The following is a 25,438-nucleotide window of genomic DNA, read 5'->3' as shown; positions in this document are numbered from 1 at the left end:
TAGCTTGTACGGATTCCATTTTTAATTAACGTAATTAAATCTTTCGTTAATTTCTATCATTAAGTCAGCTCCAAAATCGTAAGCAATATCACGACTGGTAATTCTTCCTAAAGCATTGTATTGTATATCAAAAGTGAAAGTGTCTCCATTAAATGTGGCTCCATTCCAATTGTTGGTAGAGTGAAACTGAGCGATTAGTGGACCAATTTCATCTGAATAATCATCACTTAAAAAATTCAACAAGTAATTGTCATTATACACAACTTGTAATGGGTTAGTATTATCGTCAAAAGCGTAGGTATAATTACTGTCTAATTCACCTGTTCCTACACTGCTGTTAATATTGCCAAGCCCATTATAGGTAATCGTTTCTAACTGAATAGAAGTGGTACCATCAAAAGATTCTTTCTTTATAACTCTATCAAACCCATCTATAGTAAAAACTGTAGAAATGCTAGAGCCTACTTCTGTTCTTGTAATTAGGTTGCCATCGTATGTAAAATTGTAGATGTAATCATCAAAGTCATCTTCGAAATAGTCATAAGTGATTTGAGAAATTTGACCGTTAGTGTAACTAACAATGTATTCGTTAGTAGTAACACCATTAGAATTTACTGAAATATTGCTAGTAATTTGCCCTTGTGCATTACGAGTAAACGTTTGGTTTTCAGTTTCGTTAGGAGCACCTTCAACTTCAAAAACCGTGGTGCTTGATACAATTTTATCATCCGAAATATTAAGATCAGAGTTTGTGATTGTACGAATAGGAATTCCAAAGAAATTGATAGATGTGTCAGTATCTAGCTCATATACAGACAGTGTAAGGTCGGCACTATTACTACCACCGTTATTGTTGCCGCCTCCATTATTTCCTCCAACTAAATCTGGATCTAGAGGTTCATTTTCACAAGCTGTTATTAGCGTAAATGCACAAAGTAGTAATATGATTTTTTTCATTGATGAGATTAATTAAGAATTGTTTTTTGAATAGCCTACAGCTTCACCAATAAGTGTGGCACTTGTGCAGTCTAATATTTTTACGTTAACAAAGTCACCTGGTTTGTAGTGTTCTTTTGGAAAAACAGCAACCATATTTTGACTATTTCTGCCTGACCAATGCGCATCAGATTTTTTAGAAGCCTTTTCAATTAAAATTTCTTCTACTTTACCAACATGTTGTTGGGTTCTATATAAACTATGTCTACGCTGTAGGTCTTGTATTTCGTTTAGACGTCTTTGTTTTACATCTGCAGGCACATCATCTACCATTTTTCTACCAGCAAGTGTTCCTGGACGCTCAGAATAGGCGAACATAAAACCGTAGTCGTATTTTACATATTCCATAAGACTTAAGGTGTCTTGGTGATCTTCTTCTGTTTCGGTTGGGAAACCAGCAATCATATCTTGACTAATAGCTACATCTGGTATAAGTCGGCGAATATTATCTATGAGTTCAAAATACTCTTCGCGCGTATGTAAACGATTCATTTCCTTTAGGATACGATTACTTCCGCTTTGAACAGGTAAATGTATGTAATTACAAATATTTTCAAATTTGGCCATAGTCTCAATAACATCTAAGGTCATATCCTGAGGATTAGATGTTGAGAATCTAAAGCGCATTTTTGGTTGCGCTTTAGCGCACATTTCTAGTAATTTAGCAAAGTTTACAGCCGTAGCTTTTTGTAATTCTGAAGCTTTTTCAAAATCTTTCTTTAATCCACCACCATACCATAAATAGCTATCTACATTTTGTCCTAAAAGCGTTACTTCTTTGTAGCCTTTGTCCCATAAATCATTCACTTCCTCAATAATACTTTGAGGGTCTCTACTACGTTCTCTTCCTCTAGTAAAAGGAACGACGCAAAACGTACACATATTGTCGCAACCTCGAGTTATTGATACAAAGGCGGTAACACCATTACTATTAAGACGTACAGGAGAAATATCTCCATATGTTTCTTCTTTAGATAATATAACGTTGATGGCATCTCTGCCTTCTTCAACATCAGCTAAAAGATTTGGTAAATCCTTATAGGCATCTGGACCAACGACTAAATCAACTATTTTTTCTTCATCTAAGAATTTAGTTTTTAAGCGTTCAGCCATACAACCTAACACACCAACTTTCATTGACGGGTTTTTGTCCTTAATCCTATCATAATATTTAAGCCGTTTTCTAACTGTTTGCTCAGCTTTGTCTCTAATAGAACACGTATTTACTAAAACCAAATCCGCCTCTTCTAGGTTTTTTGTTGTATTATATCCTTGATTAGACAAAATTGAAGCTACAATTTCACTATCGCTAAAGTTCATTTGGCAACCGTAACTTTCAATGAACAGCTTTTTTGTATTGCCGTCTTTTTGGTCTAAGATTAAGGCTTCACCTTGTTTGTTTTCGTCTATTATTTTTTCCATCTATTTAAGCTCACTCGCGTGTGAAAAAATTGTTTTCTAATTCAGTCAATAAGCATGCAAAGATAGCATTATTTTAGTGATTATGACAAAGTGGCAGTTGTAAAAGCAATTAATAATCGCTTTATATTATTTTTATAATTTAGTACGCAACCTTTAAGAATGAATTGTATCTAGCAATAAAACATATAACTATGAAATTTTCAAGAATAATAATTTTAGTACTATCAATGACTTTGTTTTTAAATATGCAATGCGAAGGTGATGATCCTGCTCCATTTCCACAAACTAATTGTGTAAATTTAACTTTGATTGATAGTTTTTCGTATGAAAATGCAACAACTAGTCCTTATACAATTACTGGTGTGGACATTAACGAGGATTGCTTAATTATCACCATTACGGCTACGGGTTGTGATGGTAGTACTTGGGATATGCAGTTATTGGACTCTGATAGTGTGGACGAATCCAATCCACCACAACGCTATGTGAAGTTTTTTTTAGTTAACAACGAAGCTTGTCTTGCAGAAATAAGTAAGACAACTTCTTTCGATCTTTCTACTTTACAGATAGAAGGGGAAAATGAAATCATTATAAATATAGATCAATATTCAGATCCTATTACATATATATATTAAAGAGTATTATAAATGGAAAATTAAAGCCTTGTTTTTGCAAGGCTTTTTTAATTTCAAACAGTAATTAAGATAATAAAATAATGGCTATTTAAAACCAAATTAGGATTGTAATTTTTTTTTCATATACATTTGTAACCTCAAAAAAAATACAGAATGCCGAAGAATCTAGTCATAGTTGAGTCACCTGCAAAGGCAAAAACCATAGAGAAATTTTTAGGAAAAGATTACAAAGTAGAGTCTAGTTTTGGACACATTTCAGATTTACCTTCTAAAGAATTAGGGGTCGATGTAGAAGGAGATTTTGAACCAAAATATAGGGTGTCTAAAGATAAGCGTGATGTAGTTAAAAAACTAAAAGAGTTAGCTCAAAAAGCAGATATGGTTTGGTTAGCTAGTGATGAGGATCGTGAGGGAGAGGCCATAGCATGGCACTTGGCAGAGGCATTAGATTTAGATAAGAACAAAACCAAGCGTATTGTGTTTCATGAGATTACAAAAAGCGCTATAAATAAAGCTATTGAAAACCCACGTGGCATAGATTATAATTTGGTGGATGCACAACAGGCAAGGCGTGTTTTAGATCGTATTGTGGGTTATGAGTTGTCACCAGTTTTATGGAGAAAAGTTAAGGGAGGTTTATCTGCTGGTAGAGTGCAGTCGGTTTCAGTTAGACTCATTGTAGAACGTGAGCGAGAAATACAAAATTTTAAAACTGAGGCATCATACCGAGTTGATGCAGAGTTCACATCTGAAGATGGCAAATCTTTCAAAGCTAAATTGCCTAAGAATTTTAGCTCTGAAGAAGAGGCTTTGGCATTTTTAAATAATAACAAAGAGGCAACTTATCAGGTATCTGATTTAGAAAAAAAACCTGCAAAAAAATCACCAGCTGCACCATTTACAACATCCACATTACAACAGGAAGCGTCTAGAAAACTAGGCTTTTCTGTTAGCAGAACCATGAGTAATGCTCAGCGTTTGTATGAAGCAGGTCTTATAACATATATGAGAACAGATAGTGTTAATCTATCTGATGAAGCTAGAAATGGAGCAGAGAAAGAAATAATCTCTGCTTATGGTTCAGAATATAGCGAGCCAAGAAACTATAAAGGAAAATCTAAAGGTGCTCAAGAGGCTCACGAAGCTATAAGACCTACGGACTTTTCTAATCATACCGTAAATGTAGAGCGCGACCAAGCTAGACTTTACGATTTGATATGGAAACGCGCAATAGCTTCTCAAATGAGCGAAGCTAAATTAGAACGCACTAACCTAAAAATTAAGATCAATAGTTCTGCTAAGGTGACTGAAGAGTTTACTGCTAGTGGTGAAATTATAACCTTTGATGGATTCTTAAAAGTATATCTTGAAGGAACTGATGATGAGGATGCTGAGCAAGAAGGTATTTTACCAGATTTAAAGGTGGGAGAAGAGTTATCTAATAATTACATAACTGCAACACAACGTTTTACAAGACCACCTTCAAGATACACCGAGGCATCTTTAGTAAAACAATTAGAAGAGTTAGGTATTGGGCGTCCTTCAACTTATGCGCCAACAATTTCTACGATTCAAAATAGAAATTATATAGAAAAAGGTTCTCACGAAGGTGATGAGAGAAAGTACAAACAACTCGTGTTTAAAAACCAAACTATTAAAGAAAAAAACCTTTCTGAAAAAGTTGGTTCAAACAAAGGTAAGCTGGTACCAACAGATGTTGGTTTTATTGTTACAGACTTTTTAGTAAATCATTTTGAAAGCATTTTAGATTATAACTTTACAGCAAGGGTAGAAGAAAGTTTTGATGATATAGCCGAAGGTAAAGAGGATTGGAGAGCAATGATGAAAGACTTTTACAAAGGCTTTCATCCTCAGGTTGAAGATGTTCAGGAAAATGCCGAACGCGAAACTGGAGAGCGTATTCTGGGAACTGATCCAAAAACGGGTCGCCAAGTTAGTGTACGTTTAGGCAAATTTGGACCAATGGTTCAGATAGGTACAGTAGATGATGAAGAAAAGCCACAGTTTGCTAGTTTGTCGCCAGAGCAACAACTTAACACCATTACCTATGAGGAAGCTATGGATCTATTCAAACTTCCAAAAGCGTTAGGTCATTATAAAGATGATGAGGTAGAAGTTAATATTGGTCGTTTTGGACCTTATGTAAGGTATGGTAAAAAGTTTGTGTCATTACCTCAAGGAGTTGACCCTCTAAGTGTGGAATTAGAAGAAGCCATTGTTTATATAAAGGAGAAGGAAAAGGCAGATGCACCGGTATATATGTATCAAGGTTTAGAAGTTACAAAAGGAAAAGGACGTTTTGGGCCATTTATAAAATGGAACAATATGTTTATAAATGTGAATAAAAAATACGATTGGGATAATTTATCTGAAGAAGACATCGTAACTTTGATTGAAGATAAAATCCAAAAGGAAAAAGATAAGCTTATCCATGTTTGGGAAGATGAAGGAATACGAGTAGAAAAAGCGCGTTGGGGAAGACATACCATTATAAAAGGTAAGCAAAAAGTTGAACTGGCAAAAACAGTAGATGTATCTGATATGACCTTAGAAGAGGCAAAGGCTATTCTAGAAAAAAATGCTCCTAAAACTAAAGCAAAAAAAACTACAAACAAAAAAACGACCACTAAAAAGAAGTAATACCTTATGAATTTTAATTTTCTAACGCCTGTTTCAGATGCGGTTTTAGCTCACTCAGAACTATTAGCGCAGCAAGCGCTCGGAAAAAAAATTAAGATTCACTCCAAACAGAATGGTATTCCAGATTTAGATGATGTTCAATTAGCCATTATTGGAGTTCTCGAAAACCGAAACGATGTTAATTATATAGGAGTTAACATTAACTTTGATTCTGTTAGAAAATCACTCTATACTCTGTTTCCTGGAAATTGGAATACAAATGTTGCAGACCTTGGTGATATTTTACCTGGTGAATCTGTAGAAGATACTTATTATGCTATTCGTACAGCTATTGAAGTTTTATTAGAAAAAAATATTATTCCTATTGTATTGGGAGGTAGCCAAGATTTAACTTATGCTAATTATCGTGCTTACGATAATGTAATGCCGATGGTTAATGTTGTAAATGTAGATACTAATTTTGATTTAGGCGATGCTAATCTTCCTATAAAGAATAATAGCTATGTTGGTAAAATTATAGTTGAAGAACCATACAATCTTTTTAATTACTCAACACTAGGTTATCAAACATATTTTAATTCACAAGAGGAAATAGATCTCATGGAGAAGTTGTATTTCGAATCCTATCGTTTGGGGGAAATTTCAGGAGATATCCATAAGGTAGAACCTTTGTTGAGAGATGCACACATAGTTTCAATAGATTTAAAATCCATCAGAGCTTCAGAAGTAAGCGATAATTTAAAATATTCACCAAATGGATTTTCCGGAAAAGAAATTTGTGCCATAGCACGTTACTCTGGTATAAGTAACAAGGTTTCTTCATTTGGGGTTTACGAATATGTTAATTCCAAAAATGACTCAGCCTCTTCAATGTTAATAGCGCAAATGATTTGGTATTTTATTGAAGGGGTTAATTGTAGAGTTAAAGATGATGATTTTAATAATGAAAATGAGTTTCAGAAGTACAATGTTTTGGTTGAAGATGATGAGCTCATATTTTATAAAAGTTTAAAAACTGGGCGTTGGTGGATTGAAATTCCTTTTTTACCAGATGTTAATAATAAATTAAAAAAGCACACGTTATTACCATGCATGCATGCCGATTATGTGTTAGCTACTCAAGGTGAAACACCAGAACGTTGGTATAAAGCCTACAGGAAGAACAGCTTTTAAAAGTAACACTTAATCGATAATTTAACATTTAAACTATCGACGAAATGCATTTTTTAAGGACGAAATGCAAAAAAAAATCAAAAAAAGTTGTTTTTTAGAAAATATATAAATATGTTTACGACCTTAAATTTTAAGACGACTAATTTAACCTCGAGTTACTATGAATATTAAGAGATTTATTTTACTAACCACTGTATTGGTTTTGGTTGCCAGTTGTAATTCTGGTGATCGTGGACAATTGGTAGGTGTTCAAGGTAAAAAATGGCACCCAGAGAAGCCTTATGGTATGACTTTAGTTCCAGGAGGAGCTTTTATTATGGGTAAATCGGACGATGATATTGCCGGTGTTCAAGACGCTCCTACTAAAACGGCTACAGTTCGTGCCTTTTATATGGACGAAACTGAGATTACAAACAGTGAGTACAGACAGTTTGTTTTTTGGGTAAGAGATTCTATTCTTAGACTCAAATTAGCTGAGATGGCAGACCTCGAGGGCAAAACTCCAGGTAATGGTGATATCGGTGAGTTTGCATATTTAGATGCAGACCCAAACGATTTAAATGCTTACGAAAGCTATATGTTAAATACCTATGGTAATGAGCAGAGAAAAATTAATCATGACGTTGATTTAATTTTCGATACTGATGATTATCCAGACGAGTTATATGCAGAGGTAATGGATGGTATGTATTTACCATTAGAAGAGTCTTATAACGGTCAAAGAACTTGGGATGTTAAGCAGTTTAAATTCCAATATACATATATGGATATAGCTAAAGCTGCTAAAGATAGAAGTTTAAAGCGTTCTGAGGTTATAGAGCAGGAAGAAGTAGAAGTTTATCCAGATACTACGGCTTGGATTAGAGATTTTGCATATTCGTATAACGAACCGATGCATAATGATTATTTCTGGCATGATGCTTATGGTGATTATCCTGTTGTAGGCGTGTCTTGGAAACAAGCACAAGCATTCTGTCAATGGAGAACATTATATCATAATGGTTATCAAAAAAGTAAGGGTAGACAACCTGTAAACTCATATAGATTACCTTCAGAAGCAGAATGGGAGTATGCTGCTCGTGGTGGATTACAAGGTGCTTCATATCCTTGGGGTGGACCTTACACTAAGAACGATAGAGGATGTTTTATGGCTAACTTTAAGCCTTTAAGAGGTGATTACGCTGCGGACCAAGCACTATATACTGTTGAAGCTGATGCCTATGATCCAAATGATTTCAACCTATATAATATGGCAGGTAACGTATCAGAATGGGTAAACGGTTCTTATGACCCTGCTTCTTATGAATACATGTCAACAATTAATCCAAACGTAAACGATCCTCAAAACTCTCGTAAAGTTGTTAGAGGTGGTTCTTGGAAAGATGTTGCTTACTTCTTACAAGTAAGCTCTAGAGATTATGAGTATGCGGACTCAGCTAGAAGTTACATTGGTTTCAGAACTGTACAAGATTATATGGGTACTGAGGTTACCAAAAACGCAGCAACTAACTAAAACAAATTAATAACAATAACCCAAATTTAAATTAACCTACTTAAGTTATCATCCATTTAACTTAAACTAAAAAACTAAACAAATTATGGCACAGAAAGGTAAAATTACAATCACTAACATGATCTACGGATTAGGAGCAGCAATCGTAATCGTTGGAGCATTATTTAAAATTCAGCACTGGCCTTTAGGTTCAGAGATCTTAACCGTAGGAATGGTTGTGGAGGCCTTAGTATTTATATACTCAGCTTTTGAGAGACAACAAGCAGATTTAGATTGGTCTTTAGTGTATCCAGAATTGGCAGGTGGTCAATCTTTAGGTAAAAAGAAAAATGAAGAGCCAAAAGATGCTGAGGGATTATTATCTAAAAAATTAGACAACTTATTGAAAGAAGCTAAAATTGATGGTGAATTAATGGCTAGCTTAGGTAATAGCATCAAAAACTTTGAAGGTGCAGCAAAAAGCATCAGCCCTACAGTTGATTCTATGTCAGCGCAGAAAAAATATAGCGAGGAGCTATCATTAGCAGCTGCACAGATGGAGTCTTTAAACAGTCTATATAAAGTACAGATGGAAAGTGCAAACCGTCAAGCTGCTATCAATGAAGAAGCTGTTGAAAATGCACAGAAATTAAAGGAACAAATGGCATCTTTAGCATCAAACCTTTCATCATTAAATGGTGTGTATGGTGGAATGTTATCTGCAATGAGCAAAAACTAATTAGTTTTTATAAATCAATTTAATTAATTAACATTTAAAAACTAATTTACAATGGCAGGAGGAAAATTATCTGCAAGGCAGAAAATGATTAACTTAATGTACTTGGTGTTTATTGCTATGATCGCAATGACTACAAGCAAAGAGATACTATCTGCATTCAGCTTATTTAACACAAAATTTGAAAATGCAAATGAGTTGGCTGTAGCTTCTAATACAAATTTACTAAAAGGTTTAGAAAAGCAAGCTAGTGAAAAACCAAAAGATTTTGGTGTTGCCTTTAATAATGCTCAAAAAGTAAGTTCTATTTCTAATGAATTCTTTACATATCTAGAGGGTCAGAAAAAAATGATCTTAGATAAAGGAAATTATGCGGCTAAGTTTGCTGAACAAGGTGGCTTACCAGCCGAAGAGATGGATAAAGGTGATGCATTAGACGAGCATTGGTTTACCGGAGATCGTATGACTAAAGCAGGTCAGGCTTTCGTAGATAGAATTAATAAATATAAAAAAGATATTAACGAATTGCTAGGCGATGATGTGGCTTATAATCCAGCTAAAGAAAATCTTGAGCGTCGTTTTAGCACGGCAAAGGTAACTAACAAAGATGGTAAAGAACAAGATTGGTTAGATTATAACTTCAAAGGATTCCCAGCGGTTGCTTCTTATACTAAGTTAACAGCCATGCAGAATGATATCAAAGCAACTGAAGCTAATCTTTACAACGTGTTTTTAGGAAATACTGTAGACGAAGCTACATCTTTAAAGAACTATACAGCTATTGTAATTCCAGATAAGAATGCTTTTTTTGCTGGAGAAAAATTTACTGGTTCGGTAGTTTTAGGAAAATATGCTAATGTAACCCCAACAAAATTAAAAGTTGGTGATACAGATTTAGATATGAATAGAGAAGGTGCTATCGATTCTACAGGAGCTGCAAGAATAGAATTTACAGTAGGAAACGTTGGTGAGCATGATATAAAAGGTCAATTCACTTTCCTTGAAAAAGGTGAAGAATTGCCAATTGATTTTAGTGGAAAATACGTAGTTGTACCAAGACCTAATTCTGCAACAATATCAGCAGACAAGATGAATGTTGTATATCGTGGTGTTGATAACCCAATGACTATATCTTTTGCTGGTATAGCAGATAATAAAGTACAGGCTTCAGGTAGTGGTTTATCGCCAGCTTCAGGTCAAGGTAAATATGTTATGAGACCAGGAACAGGTAGTGAGGTTACTATCAATGTAACAGGTACTTTAGATGATGGTTCTAAAGTAAGCGATCGTAAAACATTTAGAATTAAGGATATTCCAGCGCCAACTGGTGTTATAGCTGGCCAAACAGGTCTTGTAAAATTACCAAAGCGTAATGTTGAGATAGGAACTGTAGCAGCAAAGTTGGAAGACTTCGTTTTTGATTTACCAATCGAGGTAACTTCATTTAAAATAAAAGTTCCAGGTCAACCTACTGTTAATGTAGGTGGTACTAAAATGAATGCGCAAGCCGTGTCTGCTATTCAAAAAGCTAGACGAGGTGATAACATTACGATTTTTGATATTAATGCAAGGATTAAAGGTAATTCAACATACAAACTTAAAAACGTTTCTCCAGTAATTGTTGAGGTTACAAGTAACTAAGAGGAAACAATTTAATTGGTATTATAACGTTAAAGAAACTAAGAAAACCCAAATTATTAATAAGATGAAATTTAGAAGCTTTATATACACAGGACTAATGGTTTTAGCTGCAAACAGTGCATTTGCTCAAGCTAACGTCCTAAATGCGAAAATACCTGAAGAAATAGGTATGAAGACTGAAGCTGAATTGCTTTTAGACAATGATAAGCCTTTAGAATATGGATACGTGGGCGATAGAGACATCTTATTCTCAAAAATGATTTGGGAAAAGGTAGTGTTGGATGAGCGCGTAAATTTCCCATTATACTTTCCAGTAGAAGGTAATTTAGGGGATGATCGTAAATCTTTATACAAGGTGTTAATGGAAAACATCGAAAGCGGCATGATTTCCAGAATTTATGGGGATTCTTATTTTACAGAAGAGCGTACACTTAAGGATATTGAGTCTGCTTTAAAAATGAGAAAAATTACAGATGCTGGTATCGAATATATGAATGCAAATGGTGTTGGTGAAGACGAAGTTCCAGAAGAATATGTTATCGAAAGAAACATAGAGCCTGCGGATATTAGCTCTTATCTTGTAAAAGGGTTATGGTATTTTGATAAGCGTCAAGGCGAATTAAAGTATCGTATTTTAGGTATAGCTCCAGCAGCACCAGATGTTAACTTTATTGATTCTGAAGACGAAGCTCAGAAAGAGCCTATACCTATGTTTTGGGTGTTCTTCCCGGAGGTAAGAGATATTCTTCACGAAGCAAAAGCATTTAATAATGATAATAGCTCTTCTCCAATTTCTTTTGATCATTTATTAAATAGTCGTCGTTTTAATGGCATTATTTATAAAGAAGAGAATGTATATGGAGATAGAGAAGTAAAAGAATACGTTGCTGAAAATGCATTGATGCAACTATTAGAATCTGAGCGTATCAAAGATAAGATCAGAGATTTTGAACAAGATATGTGGAGTTACTAATAACTCTTAAACATAAAAATTAAGCGCTCACTTTTTAGTGGGCGTTTTTTTTAATTATTTAATATGTCATACTGAGCTTGTCGAAGCATCTTGTATTTTTGAAATATGAAACAAGTCGATTACATTATCGTTGGTTGTGGTTTGGCTAGTATTGCACTTTGTGAGCAATTAAGAGCTAATAATAAATCGTTTATTGTTTTTGATGATGGTTCACAGCAGTCATCGATTGTTGCTGCAGGACTATACAATCCTGTTATTTTAAAGCGCTTTTCAGAGGTGTGGAAAGCTAAAGAACAGTTAGATATTGCTTTACCTGTTTATAAAAAAATTGAGGAAGATTTAAACATTAAAATAGATTACAAACTTCGTTTACTAAGAAGGTTTTCTTCAATCGAAGAACAAAACCTATGGTTTAATGCTTCAGATAAGCCTAAACTAGAAAAATATCTTTCAACACAATTGGTTAAAAACAATAATGATGCAATAGACGCAGCATTTGGTTTTGGTGAAGTATTGCATGCAGGTCGATTAGATACTAAAAAACTAATAAGTTCTTACAAAGACTTTTTAAAACAAAATCAAAGTTTAATAGAAGATAGTTTTGTTCATCAAAAGCTTCAAATAGAATCTACTTTAGTTATATACGAAAATATTAAAGCCAAACAAATAGTTTTTGCAGAGGGTTTCGGTGTTAAGAAAAATCCATATTTCAAATATATTCCATTAAACGGTACAAAAGGGGAAGTATTAATTATTAAAGCTCCAGAACTCAAAATTGATTATGGTGTAAAGTCTTCAGTGTTTATTATTCCCTTAGAAAATGATTTATATGCCGTGGGTGCCACTTATAATTGGACAGATAAAAGCAATCAACCAACTGAGGAAGGTAAGCAAGAACTAATCAGCAAACTCAAAACCTTCTTAAAATGTGAATTTGAGGTGGTTCAGCATCTCGCAGGTATTCGCCCAACGGTAAAAGACAGAAGACCTTTAGTTGGCAGGCATCCAGAATATCAAAATTTATATGTTTTAAATGGACTCGGTACTAGAGGTGTTATGATTGCACCTTATGTTGCAGAAAAACTCTATAATTTTGTAGAAAACAATGAGCCTTTGGATTTAGAGATAGATATTTCACGTTTTAATTAATAGTTTCTTCCCTTTGGGAAGTTTAGGATGGGCTTTTACTTCTTAGCCAGAGATTTATCATAGCTCATAAAAATATTAATCCATATATTTCTTGAAAGCCTCATTATAACAGGAAATAGAAGAACCAAGGTTAGTACAATGCTAATAAATGCAGTTGTGATTGAAGATTCAAAAATCACATAGCTCGTTATAAAAGCGGCCACGGCAAAAGCAATTCCAACACCATAGCTCACGTACATAGATCCATAAAAAAACGATGGCTCCATTTGGTATTTTGTTTTACAGTGCGAACAATGGTCGTGCATTTTCATAACCTGGGTTATGGCATAAGGATTTTTATTAACATACATAGATTCTTGATGGCACTTAGGACAAACACCAAAAAGTATACTATATAACTTCATTCCTTTTCTTATCATAGCTAAAACCTTTACTTTTGCGCATTAAGGCTTACAAAAATAAGTTTTTACAATGCAATTATTGTAACAATTGTAACAATAATAATAGTTGTAATATTTAATCTATACTATGCTAAATATCCATAATCTATCCATATCATTTCAAGGAGAATACCTTTTTGAAGACATTACTTTTAAATTGGGTTTAGGTGACCGAATCGGTTTAATAGGAAAAAATGGTGCTGGTAAATCTACAATGTTAAGAATACTGGCTAAGGAACAAGAAGCAGATTCAGGACAAATAGCCGCAGACAAAGACCTTAAAATAGGATTCCTAAAACAGGATATTGATTTTGATTTTGGAAAGACCGTATTAGAGGAATCCTATGAGGCTTTCAAAGACATCAAACAATGTGAAGCCAAGCTAGAACAGATTAATACACATTTGGCAGAGCGTACAGATTATGAAAGCGAAGCTTATCATCAGTTAATGGTAGATTTGAATGAAATACAGCATCAATATGAAATATTGGGAGGTTATAATTATCAAGGTGAAACTGAAAAAATTCTTCAAGGTTTAGGCTTTAAACGTGAAGATTTTAATAAACTCACAGATACCTTTTCTGGTGGATGGAGAATGCGTATTGAATTGGCTAAGCTATTACTGCAAAATAACGATTTACTACTTTTGGATGAGCCTACCAACCACTTAGATATAGAATCTATTATTTGGTTAGAAAATTTCTTGAAAACCTATCCAGGGGCTGTAGTTATCGTATCTCACGATAAAATGTTTCTAGACAATGTTACTAACAGAACGATTGAAATTTCATTAGGTCGAATTTACGATTACAATAAGCCTTACACTAAATTTCTTGAACTACGTAAGGAAATGAAAGTGCAGCAATTAGCAGCACAAAAAAATCAGGAAAAGCAAATACAACAAACCGAAAAACTGATTGAAAAGTTCAGAGCCAAAGCCTCTAAAGCAACAATGGCGCAATCGTTAATTAAGAAGTTGGACAGAATTGAACGTATTGAAGTTGATGAAGATGATAATAGTGTAATGACTTTAAATTTTCCAGTTTCGGTAATACCTGGAAAAGTAGTGGTTGAGATAGAAAACGTTTCAAAGCACTATGGTAATTTACAAGTATTAAACAAGGTAAATCTTACCATACCCAGAGATGTAAAAACAGCTTTTGTTGGCCAGAACGGTCAAGGCAAATCTACATTGGCAAAAATCATAGTAGGCGAAATAAATCACGAAGGCAAAGTTAACCTTGGGCATAATGTGCAAATAGGGTATTTTGCTCAAAATCAAGCTGAGTATTTAGACGGTAACAAAACCGTTTTAGATACGATGATTGATGCTGCTAATGAAACGAATCGATCTAAAGTTCGTGATATTTTGGGTGCATTTTTATTTAGAGGTGAAGAGGTGGAAAAGTATGTGAAGGTTTTATCTGGTGGTGAGCGTAACCGTTTGGCATTGGCAAAACTATTGCTTCAGCCATTAAATGTTTTAATAATGGATGAGCCCACAAACCATTTAGACATTAAATCTAAAAACGTTTTAAAAGATGCACTCAAAAAGTTTGAAGGGACTTTAATTGTGGTATCACACGACAGGGATTTTCTTCAAGGTTTAACCGAAACGGTTTATGAGTTTAAGGACCAAAATATTAAGGAATATCTTGGCGATATAGATTATTATTTAGAGCAACGTAACATTCAAAATCTAAGAGAAGCCGAAAAGCGAACCGTGGTTGAGGAAAAACCAAAAGAAAGTAATAAAAAAAGCTACGAAGACCAGAAAAAGGTAAAGTCGCTCAACAACAAGCTGAGTAATATAGAAGCTAAAATCAATCAGCTTGAAAAAGCCATAAAAGAAGACGATTTTAAACTAGAAACAGACTATGATAAAACGGCTTCAGATCCTAAATTCTTTGATAATTACCAAAACAAGAAAAAAGAATTAGAGCAGTTAATGGAAGATTGGGAAGAAATAACGCTTCAAATCGAAGAAATTTCCTAACAACATTAAGATTATTTTAACGACTTAGCGCGGTACATAAAGGTAAATTTGTAGTTTATTAACCACCAACATAATTATGACCAGAAAAGTAATTCTTTCTATTTTGGGTCTTGCTCTAATAGTCGGAGCATTCGCATTAGCAAATTATCTTATCGATAATAAAAACAAACCAAAACCAGTAGTTCCAAAAGTGGTAAAGACTGTTTTGGTAGATACCGTTAAAAACACTACAGTTTCAGTTGTGATTTCAGCCAATGGTAATCTTGCAGCAAAAGAGCGCGTAGAATTATACTCAGAAGTCCAAGGGATTTTTAAATCAGGCAGTAAGCTTTTTAAAGCAGGGCAAAAATACAATAGAGGTGAGACACTTATCCGTCTAGATGCTTCAGAATATTACGCTAGCGTTCAATCTGCAAAAAGTAATTTGTATAACAGCATTGCTGCTATTATGCCAGATTTAAGATTGGATTTTCCAGAGGTATATCCTAAATGGCAGTCTTACCTTAATAGTTTTGATTTAAAGAAAAGCACACCTAAATTACCAGAAATGTCAGGTGAAAAGGAAAACTACTTTATTACTGGTCGTGGTATTATAAGTGCCTACTACAATGTTAAAAACCTAGAGCAGCGTTTAGCAAAATATAACATATCTGCGCCATTTACAGGAATATTAACCGAAGCTTTAGTAACCGAAGGTACACTAATAAGAAGCGGTCAGAAATTAGGCGAATTTATTAATCCTTCGGTTTATGAAATGCAGGTAGCTGTAAGTAAATCATATGCGGATATTATTAAAGAAGGTGCTAAAGTTGAATTAAGTAACTTAGAAAAAACAAAAACATATCAAGGGACAGTAGCTCGAGTAAACGGCAGTATTGATGCTGCAACACAAACTATTACAGCCTTTGTTGATGTTAAGCACGAAGACCTTAAAGAAGGCATGTATCTCGAAGCTAATTTAGACGCTGAAAAAGTTGAAGATGCTATAGAAATTGATAGAAACTTATTACTGGATAGTCAAGAGATATATGTAGTGAAAGATAGTCTATTAGACGTAATCCCTGTAAAACCAGCACATTTTTCTGATAGAACTGTGGTTTTGAAGGATGTTCCCAATGGTACGATTATTTTAAAAAAACCAGTACCTGGAGCTTACGCTGGTATGCAAGTTAAAGCTGCAACAACAGATACCGCGGAGTAATGAGAAAAATCATTGAATATTTTATTAGATACCACGTTGCAGTTAACGTATTTATATTGGCGTTTTTTGTTTTTGGTATTATTGGTGCATTATCCCTTAAGTCATCATTTTTTCCTCTAGTAGACTCAAAAATCATAAATGTAGCCATTACTTATCCAGGTGCCTCACCTCAAGAAATTGAAGAAGGTATTGTGCTTCAAATTGAAGATAACCTTAAAGGTTTAAAAGGAATAGATAGAGTTACTTCAACATCTAGAGAAAACAGTGGAACCATAACTGTTGAAATCGAAAAAGGTGAAAACCTTGATTTTATGTTGCTTGAAGTTAAGAATGCGGTAGATCGTGTGCCATCATTTCCAACAGGAATGGAACCCTTAGTAGTATCTAAGCAAGAAGCCATAAGAGAAACAATTTCTTTCGCCATTAGTGGTAAAGATATTCCGTTGGCTACCTTAAAGCAATTGGCAAGACAAGTAGAAACAGATTTAAGAGCTATTGATGGAATCTCTCAGATTGAGATTTCAGGTTTTCCAGATGAAGAAATTGAAATTGCAGTTAACGAAATTGATTTATTGGCTTACGATTTAACTTTTAATGATGTTGCTACTGCAGTCAGTAATTCAAATATTCTGGTAACAGGCGGAAATGTAAAAACCGTTGCAGAAGAATACTTAATTAGAGCCAATAATAGAGAATACTACGGAAAAGAATTATCCAATATTATCGTAAAAGCGTCCAGAGATGGAAAAGTTGTTCGTCTTAAAGATGTAGCAATCATTAGAGATCGTTTTTCAGAAACACCCAATGCGACGTATTTCAATCAGGAATTAGCAGTCAATATTTCTATAACCAGTACCAATAATGAGGATTTAATAAGCTCAGCTGATAAAGTAAAAGAATATATAGAAGAATACAATCAAAAGTACACCAATGTTCATTTGAGTGTAGTTAGAGATTTATCGATTACGTTAAATCAAAGGACACAGTTACTCACGGAAAACGCCATAGTTGGTATGCTCTTGGTATTAGTGTTTTTGTCTATTTTCCTCAATACTAGATTGGCATTATGGGTAGCCTTTGGTTTGCCAATTTCATTTTTGGGGATGTTCATATTTGCTGGTCAATTTGATGTTACAATAAATGTGCTATCGCTATTCGGGATGATTATCGTTATTGGTATTTTGGTAGATGATGGTATTGTTATTGCAGAAAATATCTACCAGCATTACGAAAAAGGAAAGAAACCCATCCAAGCCGCAATAGATGGGACTTTAGAAGTAATTCCACCTGTGGTTTCTGCTATTGTTACTACGGTTTTGGCGTTCTCTTTGTTTTTCTTTTTAGAAAGTAGAATAGGGGAATTTTTTAGTGAAGTCTCGGTCATAGTAATCTTAACATTGATTGTATCTTTAATAGAGGCTTTAATCATTCTTCCTGCGCATTTAGCACATTCTAAAGCGCTACGTATCAAAAAGGGAGAGCTACATAGTAAAAAAACATCATCTAATGGTTTTTTTGCTTTTATGCGAGGTTTAAATCGATCAGGAGATCGTTTTATGTCTTTTCTTAGAGATAGAATTTATGCGCCAACTTTAAAATTTGTAATGGATTTTAAACTTTTTGCTTTAGGCATTTTTGTTACCCTTTTGGTGCTAACTTTTGGCTCTCTTGGAGGTGGTATAATTGGGATTACACTTTTTCCGAGTATAGCCAGTGATGCCGCCAATATAGAATTGGTAATGCCCGCAGGAACCAATGTGAAAGTAACAGACTCTATCATCTCAATGATTGAAGAAAAATCATTCATTGTTAATGAGGAACTTACTGAAAAATATTTAAAAGGTACAGGAAAACAATTGTTTGAAAATACCATAGTATCCATTAATAGTAGTTCTTCAGCAAACTTAAGAATCAATTTGTTACCAGGTGAAGAGCGACCAGATGAAATACAATCCTTTTTGATTACAAAACGATTGGAAGAATTAGTTGGTCCTGTAATTGGCACTGAACGGTTGATTTATGGTTCTGGTGGAAATTTTGGTGGTAATCCGGTTTCGGTATCCTTGCTAAGCAACAATATTCAAGAATTGAAAGCCTCAAAAGAAGAGCTAAAAAAGTATTTGCAGTCTAATCCATTGTTGAAGGATATAGGTGATAATGACCCAGCAGGAATAAAGGAAATCCGATTAGAGCTCAAGGAAAGTGCCTACTTGTTAGGTTTAGATTTAAGAACTGTAATGGCTCAAGTACGCTCAGGATTTTTTGGTGCACAAGCGCAGCGTTTTCAACGTGGACAAGATGAAATTAGGGTTTGGGTACGTTACGATAAAAACAACCGAAGTTCCATTAATGATTTAGACGATATGCGTATTGTGACACCAACAGGTGAGCGTGTTACATTAAAAGATATTGCAACCTACAGTATTGAGCGTGGCGATGTAGCTATAAACCACCTAGAAGGTAAACGCGAAATACAGGTATATGCAGATTTAAAAGATCCAAGTACGAGTGCAACAGATGTAATTGAGGATATTAGAACTGAGTTTATGCCAAAGCTAAAATCTAAGTACCCAACTATAAATGCATCTTATGAAGGTCAAAATAGGGAGGCAGGTAAGCTAACAAGTTCATTAGCTGTTGCAGGTCCTATTATTTTACTTTTGATTTATATAACAATAGCATTTACATTTAGAAGTTACTCACAACCATTGTTGTTGATTCTGTTAATTCCTTTTAGTTTAACAGCTGTTGCTTGGGGACATTGGTTACTTGGTTTTCCTGTTAATGTATTATCGCTTTTAGGAATCATTGCTTTAATAGGAATTATGGTTAATGACGGATTAGTACTCATAGGAAAGTTTAATGGTAATCTAAAGGAAGGAATGAAGTTTGACCAAGCACTTTCTGAAGCAGGAAAATCGCGTTTTAGAGCCATTTTCTTAACCTCACTAACTACCATTGCAGGTTTGGCGCCATTGTTATTAGAAAAAAGCAGGCAAGCACAGTTTTTAAAACCAATGGCTATTTCCATTTCCTTTGGTATAGCTTATGCTACTATCTTAACCTTATTAGTGTTGCCATTATTTCTGTCATTTAGCAATAACATTAAGAAAAACACCAAATGGCTAGCAACAGGTAATGAGATTACCAAAGAAGAAGTAGAACGCGCTATAAAAGAACAAAATGAAGGGAATGAGCACTAAACGAATCTATATAGTTTTAGCGATTTTATTTAGTATCAATTTGCAGGCGCAAAATGTATTAACTAAGCAAGAGGCTGTTTCTAAGGCTTTAGAAAATAATTATGGTGTGCAAATCGCTAATAATAATGTCGCCGAGGCAGAAAATAATACGAGTATACTAAACTCTGGTTATCTACCAACAGTCATAGGTAATGCAGGAGCCACTTTTAATATAGACAATACTGAAGCCGAATTTGCAAATGGTGAATCTACAGTATTAAATGGTGCCGAAAGTTCTAGGTATAACGCAGGTGTTACTCTCAACTACACATTGTTTGATGGTTTGGGAAGACGTTATAATTACAAACGCCTTAAAGAACAATATCTATTAACTGAACTGCAGGCGAGGGAGACAATAGAAAACACGATAGTACAATTGTTTTCAGTGTATTATAATGTAGCGCAATTAACCGATAATCTAAAAACACTAACCGAAACATTAAATGTGACTAAAGACCGATTGGTCAGAGCTGAATATCAATTTGAGTACGGGCAAAATACAAAGCTAGAAGTATTAAATGCGGAAGTGGATATTAATAACGACAGTATCAACATTATAAATGTTAAACAACAATTAAAAAACGCTAAGCGTGATTTAAAATTAGTTTTAGGGGAAAGTTTTACTGAAGATTTTGATGTTGAAACAGAAGTTGATTTTACACTTCAGTTTCAGAAAGACAGTCTGTTTCAACTGGCTAAAAGTCGTAACGTAGCCTTACTTCAAACAGAGAAAAATATTGCAATCAGTAAGTTAGATATCAATTTTGGGCAATCAGCATATTTACCTACTATTGGTTTAACGGGATCTTACGGTTGGAATAAGAATAACAATAATGCAGCGGCATTTTTAACGACATCTACAAATACGGGCTTGTCAGGAGGTTTAAACTTAAGCTGGAATCTTTTTGATGGTGGTGCAACTATCACTAGGGTAAGAAACGCTAAGATTAATCTAGAAACACAGCAACTTCAAAAAGAGAATATATTATTGAGTATTGAACGCGATTTCAATAATGCTTGGGATGATTATATGAACAAGTTAGAAATTTACAATATTCAAGAGAAGAATATTATCACGGCACAAAATAACTTTGACAGGACTCAGGAAAAATTCAAAATAGGACAGGTTAATTCCATTGAGTTTAGACAAGCGCAAATCAACTTGCTTAATGCAGAGTTAAGTAGAAGCCAAGCCAAATATGATGCTAAATTGGCCGAACTAACTTTACTTCAAATTAGTGGGGAGTTGTTGAATGTTCAATTCTAAAAGTAAAATAGATGGAGGAATATTTCTTTCAATGTCCATATTGCTGGGAACAAATTTCAATGCTTATAGATACATCCCAAAGTCAGCAAGACTATATTGAAGATTGTGAAATATGTTGTAATCCCATTCAAATTTCCGTGACTACAGAAGCACAGCAAATAGTTAACTTTCAAGCTGAAAGCATAGAACAGTGATAAAATACAAGGTATTGGAAATCAATAATTTATAAACTACACTATGTAGTTCGTCGAAAAAATTTGCAGTTTAAGGTATAAGTGCCTATTTTCGAATAGTTTATGTGCCCCTCCACAAATCTAGCTATTATGAAAACTTTAAAACTAACCCTACTATGTTGCTTGCTTTCTGCCTTTACATTTGCCAGCGTTTCTCAAAGCCAAAAAGACGCACTAGTAGCACTTTACAACACAACTAATGGTGATTCTTGGAATACTTCCTGGGATTTAGACCAACCAATAACTGAATGGCATGGTTTAACTATTGAGAACAATGAAGTAATTGCTATTAATCTTAGTTTCAATAACCTTAGAGGTAAGTTGCCAAGTGAAATATCTGAATTAACTTCATTAAGAATGCTAAACTTGTCATTTAATAAATTAGAAGGTGAGTTACCTAAATCTTTGACAAGTATGACCAATTTAGAGGTACTTCAGTTGTTCTCTAACAATCTATCAGGATCAATACCAACAGATATTGGTCGCATGGAAAATCTAAAAATATTAGAATTATACAATAACAATTTCTTTGGTGAGATTCCAAGTTCAATAGGTAGCTTAATCAAATTAGAAAGCTTGATTTTGAGTAGTAATCAATTAATTGGCAAACTACCTACCAGTATTTCTAATCTTAAATCTCTAAAAGTGTTAAGCCTTTTTGATAATAGCCTGCTAGGTACTATACCATCAAATATTGGTGAGTTAACTCAATTGGAAGAATTAGTGTTATCTAACAATGCCTTTTATGGTGATCTTCCAGATGAATTAGCTCAGTTATCAAACTTAAAGACATTATTGCTAAGTAATAACGGTTTTAAAGGAAACTATGCGGTTTTAAAAGATAAATTGCCAAATATTGTAAACTTTGATTTAGACGAAGTTAATATGAAAGATGCTTTAGCTACATTAGATTCTGAAGACGACAACTAATAATAATTTTTAATATAAAGATTGATTAAAAAAGAAAGTGCTCATTTAAATGAGCACTTTTTTTAATACAAAAACTTGCTAAAACTAAAAAGGGTTGTATATTTGCAGTCCAATATCGCGGGATAGAGCAGTAGGTAGCTCGTCGGGCTCATAACCCGAAGGTCACTGGTTCGAGTCCAGTTCCCGCTACTAAATGAGACTCAAGCAGTTTTTCTGTTTGGGTCTTTTCTTTTTTAGGGTCGTATTGTTTTAAAAATGAATTAGTTAATTCGAATAAAATATTCAATTTACTGGTTCGACATTCCTTGTTTTTCATGGAAAAACGGAAACCTTCAGGAAAAAGGATATTTTGAAGTAGCCTTTTGTTGTGATAGTCAAGTGATTCATAGAATTGACGAGGGTTGTCAGCTATTTTAAAAAAGTATTTCATTACTTTTTTGTGGTTCGACATTTTTGATGGCAGATTCAGTAGTAATTGTTTCTTCTTTTCAATTTGTTCTTTAAGCTTTGATCCATGTTTTTCAAAAATGTCCTTTGATATTTCATCTGTAGCATACCTAAATTCAATTTTGTCATATTGCTCCTGAAGCTTGTTGATTTTGGAATTAAGCTGTCTCTTTTTATCAGCACTTGTCGATATTTCATTCTCAATGATCTTCTCAAGTTGCTTTGAGAACAATTTTTGAAACGCTTTTGATAGTTTAAGAGATTCCAATACGCTTGAAAATTGCTGATGCATACCTTTTGACAATGATTTAGTTCTAGTGTTTGCGTTTACGGTTTTATTGCAAGACGAACATTTATAATACAAGATTTGCTTTCTTTTGTTTTTGTATGAAGTCATATTGGTATTACAATCGTCACAAATCAAAAACTTTGGTACTAAGGGAGTTTCTGATTTTCCGTTAATTTTCGGGATGCCAATCTGAACAGAATCTTTTAGCTTTTGTTGTAATAAATTAAATTCCTTTCGGGAAATAATAGGTGTCCAATGGCCTTTGATTTCTGTATTAGGAACTAAGCTATTAGTAAAGTAGCCGGCATAAAACAAATTTGACCACATTTTGTTTAGGCTTTGTTTTGGGATATACAGTCCTTCCAACTTTAAATAATCTTGAATTTCCTTGTCACAATGATTTTTATAAAGTTTCAGTCTAAACGCTTCTTTAATCAGTTTTCCATCCGAGTTTAGCTTTATCTCTTGCTTTGCTTGTACTTTAGACGGGTTTGAAACTCTAGGACCGTAGTGATCATAACCTCTTGGAGCTCTTCCTAAAAAAGTGCCTTTTTCTAAAACATTAATCATACCTGGTATGATGACATCTTGTCGATTAAAGTTTTCTTTTTGAGCATATAGTAGCTGGGTAGAAAATTCATTTTCGTTGCGCTCTGTAAAGGTGTTGTGGCCAGTACTTACCGAATACAGATACACATTGTATTTACGTCTCAGACTAACAAACAACTCAATATGTTCGGACCCGGCACGTCCAAATCGACTTGGTGACCAAATAAGGATGATTTTAGGTCGTTGTGATTTAGATGTTGTTTTAATGGCTTGTAATAGCTCATTTAAAGTCTTTTGGGTGTTGATACGTCTCGAACTTTCGTATTCGGCATCAAACTCTCTGGTGATAATTAAACTGTTATCACTGGCGCAAGCCTTGAGTCGCTTTACTTGGGTTTCAATACTGCCATTTTTTAAAAATTGCTCCTTTGAGGACACTCGTGTATAAGACCATACAATGGCTCCTTTAAAATCTGAAATTGTTACTTCGTTCTTTCTACTCATATAAAAGTTATTTTGCTGAATCAAAAATGAGTTTCGTAAATTGATATATACTCAAGGCTAATTCATTTTTTTGTGCTTCGTTTAAATCAATGAATTCTTTAGATAAATGTTCTTCTAGATCATTGTTATCTAGTAACTGTTTCTGTTGAATTTCCTGAAACGATTTTCGGCCCATAACGAGATAGGATTAAATCAGGCTGTTTTTTCAGGAACTGAATTGGTTCTACACAGGTTTTCATTCTATTTTGTAATTAAAGTTAACTTATAATTGTCTTGGCTTCTAGGGTCAATTAGGAGCTTTGCACCTTTAGGAATTTTATTTTTAAGAAAGAAGTCAGCTAGTTCGTCTTGCTTCACATGCTTTTCGGTAATAATTCTAGGTTTGATGTGGCCATCATCAAAAGCGATCTCAACTATTTTTGGTTTTTTGAACAATACTATTTCCCTGATTTGATTTTCTAGGTCACTGAGGTAAACCAGATTCTTATGTTTTATGTTAAGATCGATACTTATGATCTTGGACAGCTTGCCCAATATGGGAATTGAAATTAGTGGGTAATCAAAAGTTAGACTTCCCAGTCTTTTTAGTAGAACATCATTATTAACCAAAAATGTATGTTCATTCGTCAATGGACTGTAAACCATAAAGTGTGGTTGACTTATGTTGCTGATACATGATTTTAGCAAATCGGTATATTCGTTTATTTCCTCCCTTAGAGTATTCATAACTATTTCATTAGATAATGTTTCTTTTAAGCTTTCTTTTCCAGTTTCTGAAACTAAAGGCTTTTTTGAATCAATGTACTTTAAAATGACCTGATCGGCATATTTATTTTCTTTAGGTACGTTCCACACGTTATATGACAGAATTTTTAATTTTTCCGTACTGATACCGATGTCGCTGAGTTCTTTTAAAATCATTATCCAAATCGCTTCAGGAATGTTCATGCGACCGTGCTTTTGGTGTATCTCAAAAAAATAGGGGATTACTTTGTTTTCTCTCCAATAGGAAACCTGCCGAGACTTAAGGCCTAAATCTTTGGGGAGGATATATTTTTCGTAGAGGGATTCCCCAAATTTGATGTAGAATTGATCGTTCATAAATATTAAATTTACACAAATGTAAATATTAAATATTAAAAATAACTATATTTGTAAATATTGTTTAAGCGAATTACTATGAAAAATGAAATGGAAAAGCGAATTTGTCCTTATAGTGGTATTGAATTTATACCAAAACGATCTAATCAAATTTTTGCTAACAGTGACTGTAGGATTACATATCATAATAAGAGAAATAACACTAGGCGAAAAGAACTGGCCAAACTATTTAAACCTATAGAGAAACAATATGAGATATTGTTGAAACTATTGAGGGGTAGAAAAGAAGTTCAAGTTCATAAAGAATACCTTAGGGGTGCTGGCTTTAATTTTTCTCTATTCACCCATGTACATTACAATG

The 25,438-nt window shown here is 34.0% G+C and carries 20 protein-coding genes and 1 tRNA gene; 15 read left to right on the top strand and 6 right to left on the bottom strand.

Annotation, left to right across the window (positions count from 1 at the left end; all coding sequences use genetic code 11):
* Positions 1-21: 21 nt before the first annotated feature.
* A complete protein-coding gene (locus ACPX19_RS02130; protein WP_426431165.1) occupies positions 22-957 on the bottom strand; it encodes a hypothetical protein in 936 nt (311 codons plus the stop codon).
* Positions 958-969: 12 nt separating this feature from the next.
* A complete protein-coding gene (gene miaB, locus ACPX19_RS02125; protein WP_426431164.1) occupies positions 970-2,418 on the bottom strand; it encodes a tRNA (N6-isopentenyl adenosine(37)-C2)-methylthiotransferase MiaB in 1,449 nt (482 codons plus the stop codon).
* Between the two features lie 191 nt (positions 2,419-2,609).
* Here miaB and ACPX19_RS02120 point away from each other — a divergent pair, with 191 nt between their 5' ends.
* From ACPX19_RS02120 to ACPX19_RS02085, 8 genes are all read left to right on the top strand, one after another.
* Positions 2,610-3,053, top strand: a complete 444-nt coding sequence (locus ACPX19_RS02120; RefSeq protein ID WP_426431163.1) for a hypothetical protein — start codon at positions 2,610-2,612, stop codon at positions 3,051-3,053.
* Positions 3,054-3,206: 153 nt separating this feature from the next.
* Complete coding sequence (gene topA, locus ACPX19_RS02115) at positions 3,207-5,714, top strand: type I DNA topoisomerase (RefSeq protein WP_426431162.1); 2,508 nt, start codon at positions 3,207-3,209, stop codon at positions 5,712-5,714.
* A 6-nt stretch (positions 5,715-5,720) separates the two neighbouring features.
* The gene (locus ACPX19_RS02110) at positions 5,721-6,887 is read left to right on the top strand and encodes a formimidoylglutamase (protein WP_426431161.1); all 1,167 of its coding nucleotides are present in this window, start codon (positions 5,721-5,723) and stop codon (positions 6,885-6,887) included.
* Between the two features lie 160 nt (positions 6,888-7,047).
* A complete protein-coding gene (gene gldK, locus ACPX19_RS02105) occupies positions 7,048-8,400 on the top strand; it encodes a gliding motility lipoprotein GldK (protein ID WP_426431160.1) in 1,353 nt (450 codons plus the stop codon).
* An 85-nt stretch (positions 8,401-8,485) separates the two neighbouring features.
* Positions 8,486-9,118 (top strand): gliding motility protein GldL, encoded by a 633-nt coding sequence (gldL, locus tag ACPX19_RS02100; protein WP_426431159.1) that lies wholly within the window; start codon positions 8,486-8,488, stop codon positions 9,116-9,118.
* Positions 9,119-9,169: 51 nt separating this feature from the next.
* Entirely contained in the window at positions 9,170-10,756 is a 1,587-nt protein-coding gene (gene gldM, locus ACPX19_RS02095; RefSeq protein ID WP_426431158.1) for a gliding motility protein GldM, read from the top strand.
* Positions 10,757-10,820: 64 nt separating this feature from the next.
* Positions 10,821-11,729, top strand: a complete 909-nt coding sequence (gene gldN / locus ACPX19_RS02090) for a gliding motility protein GldN (protein ID WP_426431157.1) — start codon at positions 10,821-10,823, stop codon at positions 11,727-11,729.
* A gap of 105 nt (positions 11,730-11,834) precedes the next feature.
* On the top strand, positions 11,835-12,878 hold the full coding sequence (locus tag ACPX19_RS02085) for an NAD(P)/FAD-dependent oxidoreductase (RefSeq protein WP_426431156.1): 1,044 nt from the start codon (positions 11,835-11,837) through the stop codon (positions 12,876-12,878).
* Between the two features lie 35 nt (positions 12,879-12,913).
* Here the strand turns inward: ACPX19_RS02085 and ACPX19_RS02080 are convergent, their stop codons facing one another.
* Positions 12,914-13,297 carry a DUF983 domain-containing protein gene (locus tag ACPX19_RS02080; protein ID WP_426431155.1) on the bottom strand — a complete coding sequence of 128 codons (384 nt, stop codon included), beginning with the start codon at positions 13,295-13,297 and terminating at the stop codon, positions 12,914-12,916.
* Positions 13,298-13,406: 109 nt separating this feature from the next.
* Between ACPX19_RS02080 and abc-f the strand changes: the two genes are divergently transcribed.
* From abc-f to ACPX19_RS02045, 7 genes are all read left to right on the top strand, one after another.
* Positions 13,407-15,314, top strand: coding sequence for a ribosomal protection-like ABC-F family protein (gene abc-f / locus ACPX19_RS02075; protein WP_426431154.1), 1,908 nt, complete (start codon positions 13,407-13,409; stop codon positions 15,312-15,314).
* Positions 15,315-15,390: 76 nt separating this feature from the next.
* Entirely contained in the window at positions 15,391-16,515 is a 1,125-nt protein-coding gene (locus tag ACPX19_RS02070; protein WP_426431153.1) for an efflux RND transporter periplasmic adaptor subunit, read from the top strand.
* Entirely contained in the window at positions 16,515-19,718 is a 3,204-nt protein-coding gene (locus ACPX19_RS02065; protein ID WP_426431152.1) for an efflux RND transporter permease subunit, read from the top strand. Before ACPX19_RS02070 ends, ACPX19_RS02065 begins: the two co-directional genes overlap by 1 nt.
* On the top strand, positions 19,708-21,024 hold the full coding sequence (locus tag ACPX19_RS02060) for a TolC family protein (protein WP_426431151.1): 1,317 nt from the start codon (positions 19,708-19,710) through the stop codon (positions 21,022-21,024). The genes ACPX19_RS02065 and ACPX19_RS02060 overlap by 11 nt, the downstream gene beginning before the upstream one ends.
* Before the next feature lie 11 nt (positions 21,025-21,035).
* Positions 21,036-21,218 (top strand): CPXCG motif-containing cysteine-rich protein, encoded by a 183-nt coding sequence (locus ACPX19_RS02055; protein WP_426431150.1) that lies wholly within the window; start codon positions 21,036-21,038, stop codon positions 21,216-21,218.
* 129 nt (positions 21,219-21,347) lie between these two features.
* Positions 21,348-22,187 (top strand): leucine-rich repeat domain-containing protein, encoded by an 840-nt coding sequence (locus ACPX19_RS02050; protein WP_426431149.1) that lies wholly within the window; start codon positions 21,348-21,350, stop codon positions 22,185-22,187.
* Between the two features lie 116 nt (positions 22,188-22,303).
* Positions 22,304-22,376 (top strand) — tRNA-Met (locus ACPX19_RS02045).
* On the opposite strand, the gene ACPX19_RS02040 is transcribed toward ACPX19_RS02045, so the two are convergent.
* The 3 genes from ACPX19_RS02040 to ACPX19_RS02030 all read right to left on the bottom strand — a co-directional run bounded on the left by ACPX19_RS02040 (position 22,336) and on the right by ACPX19_RS02030 (position 25,077).
* Complete coding sequence (locus tag ACPX19_RS02040; protein ID WP_426432414.1) at positions 22,336-23,976, bottom strand: recombinase family protein; 1,641 nt, start codon at positions 23,974-23,976, stop codon at positions 22,336-22,338. The genes ACPX19_RS02045 and ACPX19_RS02040 overlap by 41 nt on opposite strands.
* A gap of 7 nt (positions 23,977-23,983) precedes the next feature.
* Positions 23,984-24,151 carry a hypothetical protein gene (locus ACPX19_RS02035; protein ID WP_426431148.1) on the bottom strand — a complete coding sequence of 56 codons (168 nt, stop codon included), beginning with the start codon at positions 24,149-24,151 and terminating at the stop codon, positions 23,984-23,986.
* A 65-nt stretch (positions 24,152-24,216) separates the two neighbouring features.
* Positions 24,217-25,077 carry a hypothetical protein gene (locus ACPX19_RS02030; protein ID WP_426431147.1) on the bottom strand — a complete coding sequence of 287 codons (861 nt, stop codon included), beginning with the start codon at positions 25,075-25,077 and terminating at the stop codon, positions 24,217-24,219.
* Between the last annotated feature and the right edge of the window lie 361 nt (positions 25,078-25,438).

This window comes from Winogradskyella sp. HB-48, assembly GCF_049942685.1.
GTDB lineage: Bacteria > Bacteroidota > Bacteroidia > Flavobacteriales > Flavobacteriaceae > Winogradskyella.
This window is presented reverse-complemented; position numbering and strand designations above follow the sequence as displayed.

Excerpts from the sequence above, each read along its gene's own strand:
- ACPX19_RS02130 (WP_426431165.1), bottom strand. The coding sequence starts at position 957 with ATGAAAAAAATCATATTACTACTTTGTGCATTTACGCTAATAACAGCT.
- miaB (WP_426431164.1), bottom strand. The coding sequence starts at position 2,418 with ATGGAAAAAATAATAGACGAAAACAAACAAGGTGAAGCCTTAATCTTA.
- ACPX19_RS02120 (WP_426431163.1), top strand. The coding sequence starts at position 2,610 with ATGAAATTTTCAAGAATAATAATTTTAGTACTATCAATGACTTTGTTT.
- topA (WP_426431162.1), top strand. The coding sequence starts at position 3,207 with ATGCCGAAGAATCTAGTCATAGTTGAGTCACCTGCAAAGGCAAAAACC.
- ACPX19_RS02110 (WP_426431161.1), top strand. The coding sequence starts at position 5,721 with ATGAATTTTAATTTTCTAACGCCTGTTTCAGATGCGGTTTTAGCTCAC.
- gldK (WP_426431160.1), top strand. The coding sequence starts at position 7,048 with ATGAATATTAAGAGATTTATTTTACTAACCACTGTATTGGTTTTGGTT.
- gldL (WP_426431159.1), top strand. The coding sequence starts at position 8,486 with ATGGCACAGAAAGGTAAAATTACAATCACTAACATGATCTACGGATTA.
- gldM (WP_426431158.1), top strand. The coding sequence starts at position 9,170 with ATGGCAGGAGGAAAATTATCTGCAAGGCAGAAAATGATTAACTTAATG.
- gldN (WP_426431157.1), top strand. The coding sequence starts at position 10,821 with ATGAAATTTAGAAGCTTTATATACACAGGACTAATGGTTTTAGCTGCA.
- ACPX19_RS02085 (WP_426431156.1), top strand. The coding sequence starts at position 11,835 with ATGAAACAAGTCGATTACATTATCGTTGGTTGTGGTTTGGCTAGTATT.
- ACPX19_RS02080 (WP_426431155.1), bottom strand. The coding sequence starts at position 13,297 with ATGATAAGAAAAGGAATGAAGTTATATAGTATACTTTTTGGTGTTTGT.
- abc-f (WP_426431154.1), top strand. The coding sequence starts at position 13,407 with ATGCTAAATATCCATAATCTATCCATATCATTTCAAGGAGAATACCTT.
- ACPX19_RS02070 (WP_426431153.1), top strand. The coding sequence starts at position 15,391 with ATGACCAGAAAAGTAATTCTTTCTATTTTGGGTCTTGCTCTAATAGTC.
- ACPX19_RS02065 (WP_426431152.1), top strand. The coding sequence starts at position 16,515 with ATGAGAAAAATCATTGAATATTTTATTAGATACCACGTTGCAGTTAAC.
- ACPX19_RS02060 (WP_426431151.1), top strand. The coding sequence starts at position 19,708 with ATGAGCACTAAACGAATCTATATAGTTTTAGCGATTTTATTTAGTATC.
- ACPX19_RS02055 (WP_426431150.1), top strand. The coding sequence starts at position 21,036 with ATGGAGGAATATTTCTTTCAATGTCCATATTGCTGGGAACAAATTTCA.
- ACPX19_RS02050 (WP_426431149.1), top strand. The coding sequence starts at position 21,348 with ATGAAAACTTTAAAACTAACCCTACTATGTTGCTTGCTTTCTGCCTTT.
- ACPX19_RS02040 (WP_426432414.1), bottom strand. The coding sequence starts at position 23,976 with ATGAGTAGAAAGAACGAAGTAACAATTTCAGATTTTAAAGGAGCCATT.
- ACPX19_RS02035 (WP_426431148.1), bottom strand. The coding sequence starts at position 24,151 with ATGGGCCGAAAATCGTTTCAGGAAATTCAACAGAAACAGTTACTAGAT.
- ACPX19_RS02030 (WP_426431147.1), bottom strand. The coding sequence starts at position 25,077 with ATGAACGATCAATTCTACATCAAATTTGGGGAATCCCTCTACGAAAAA.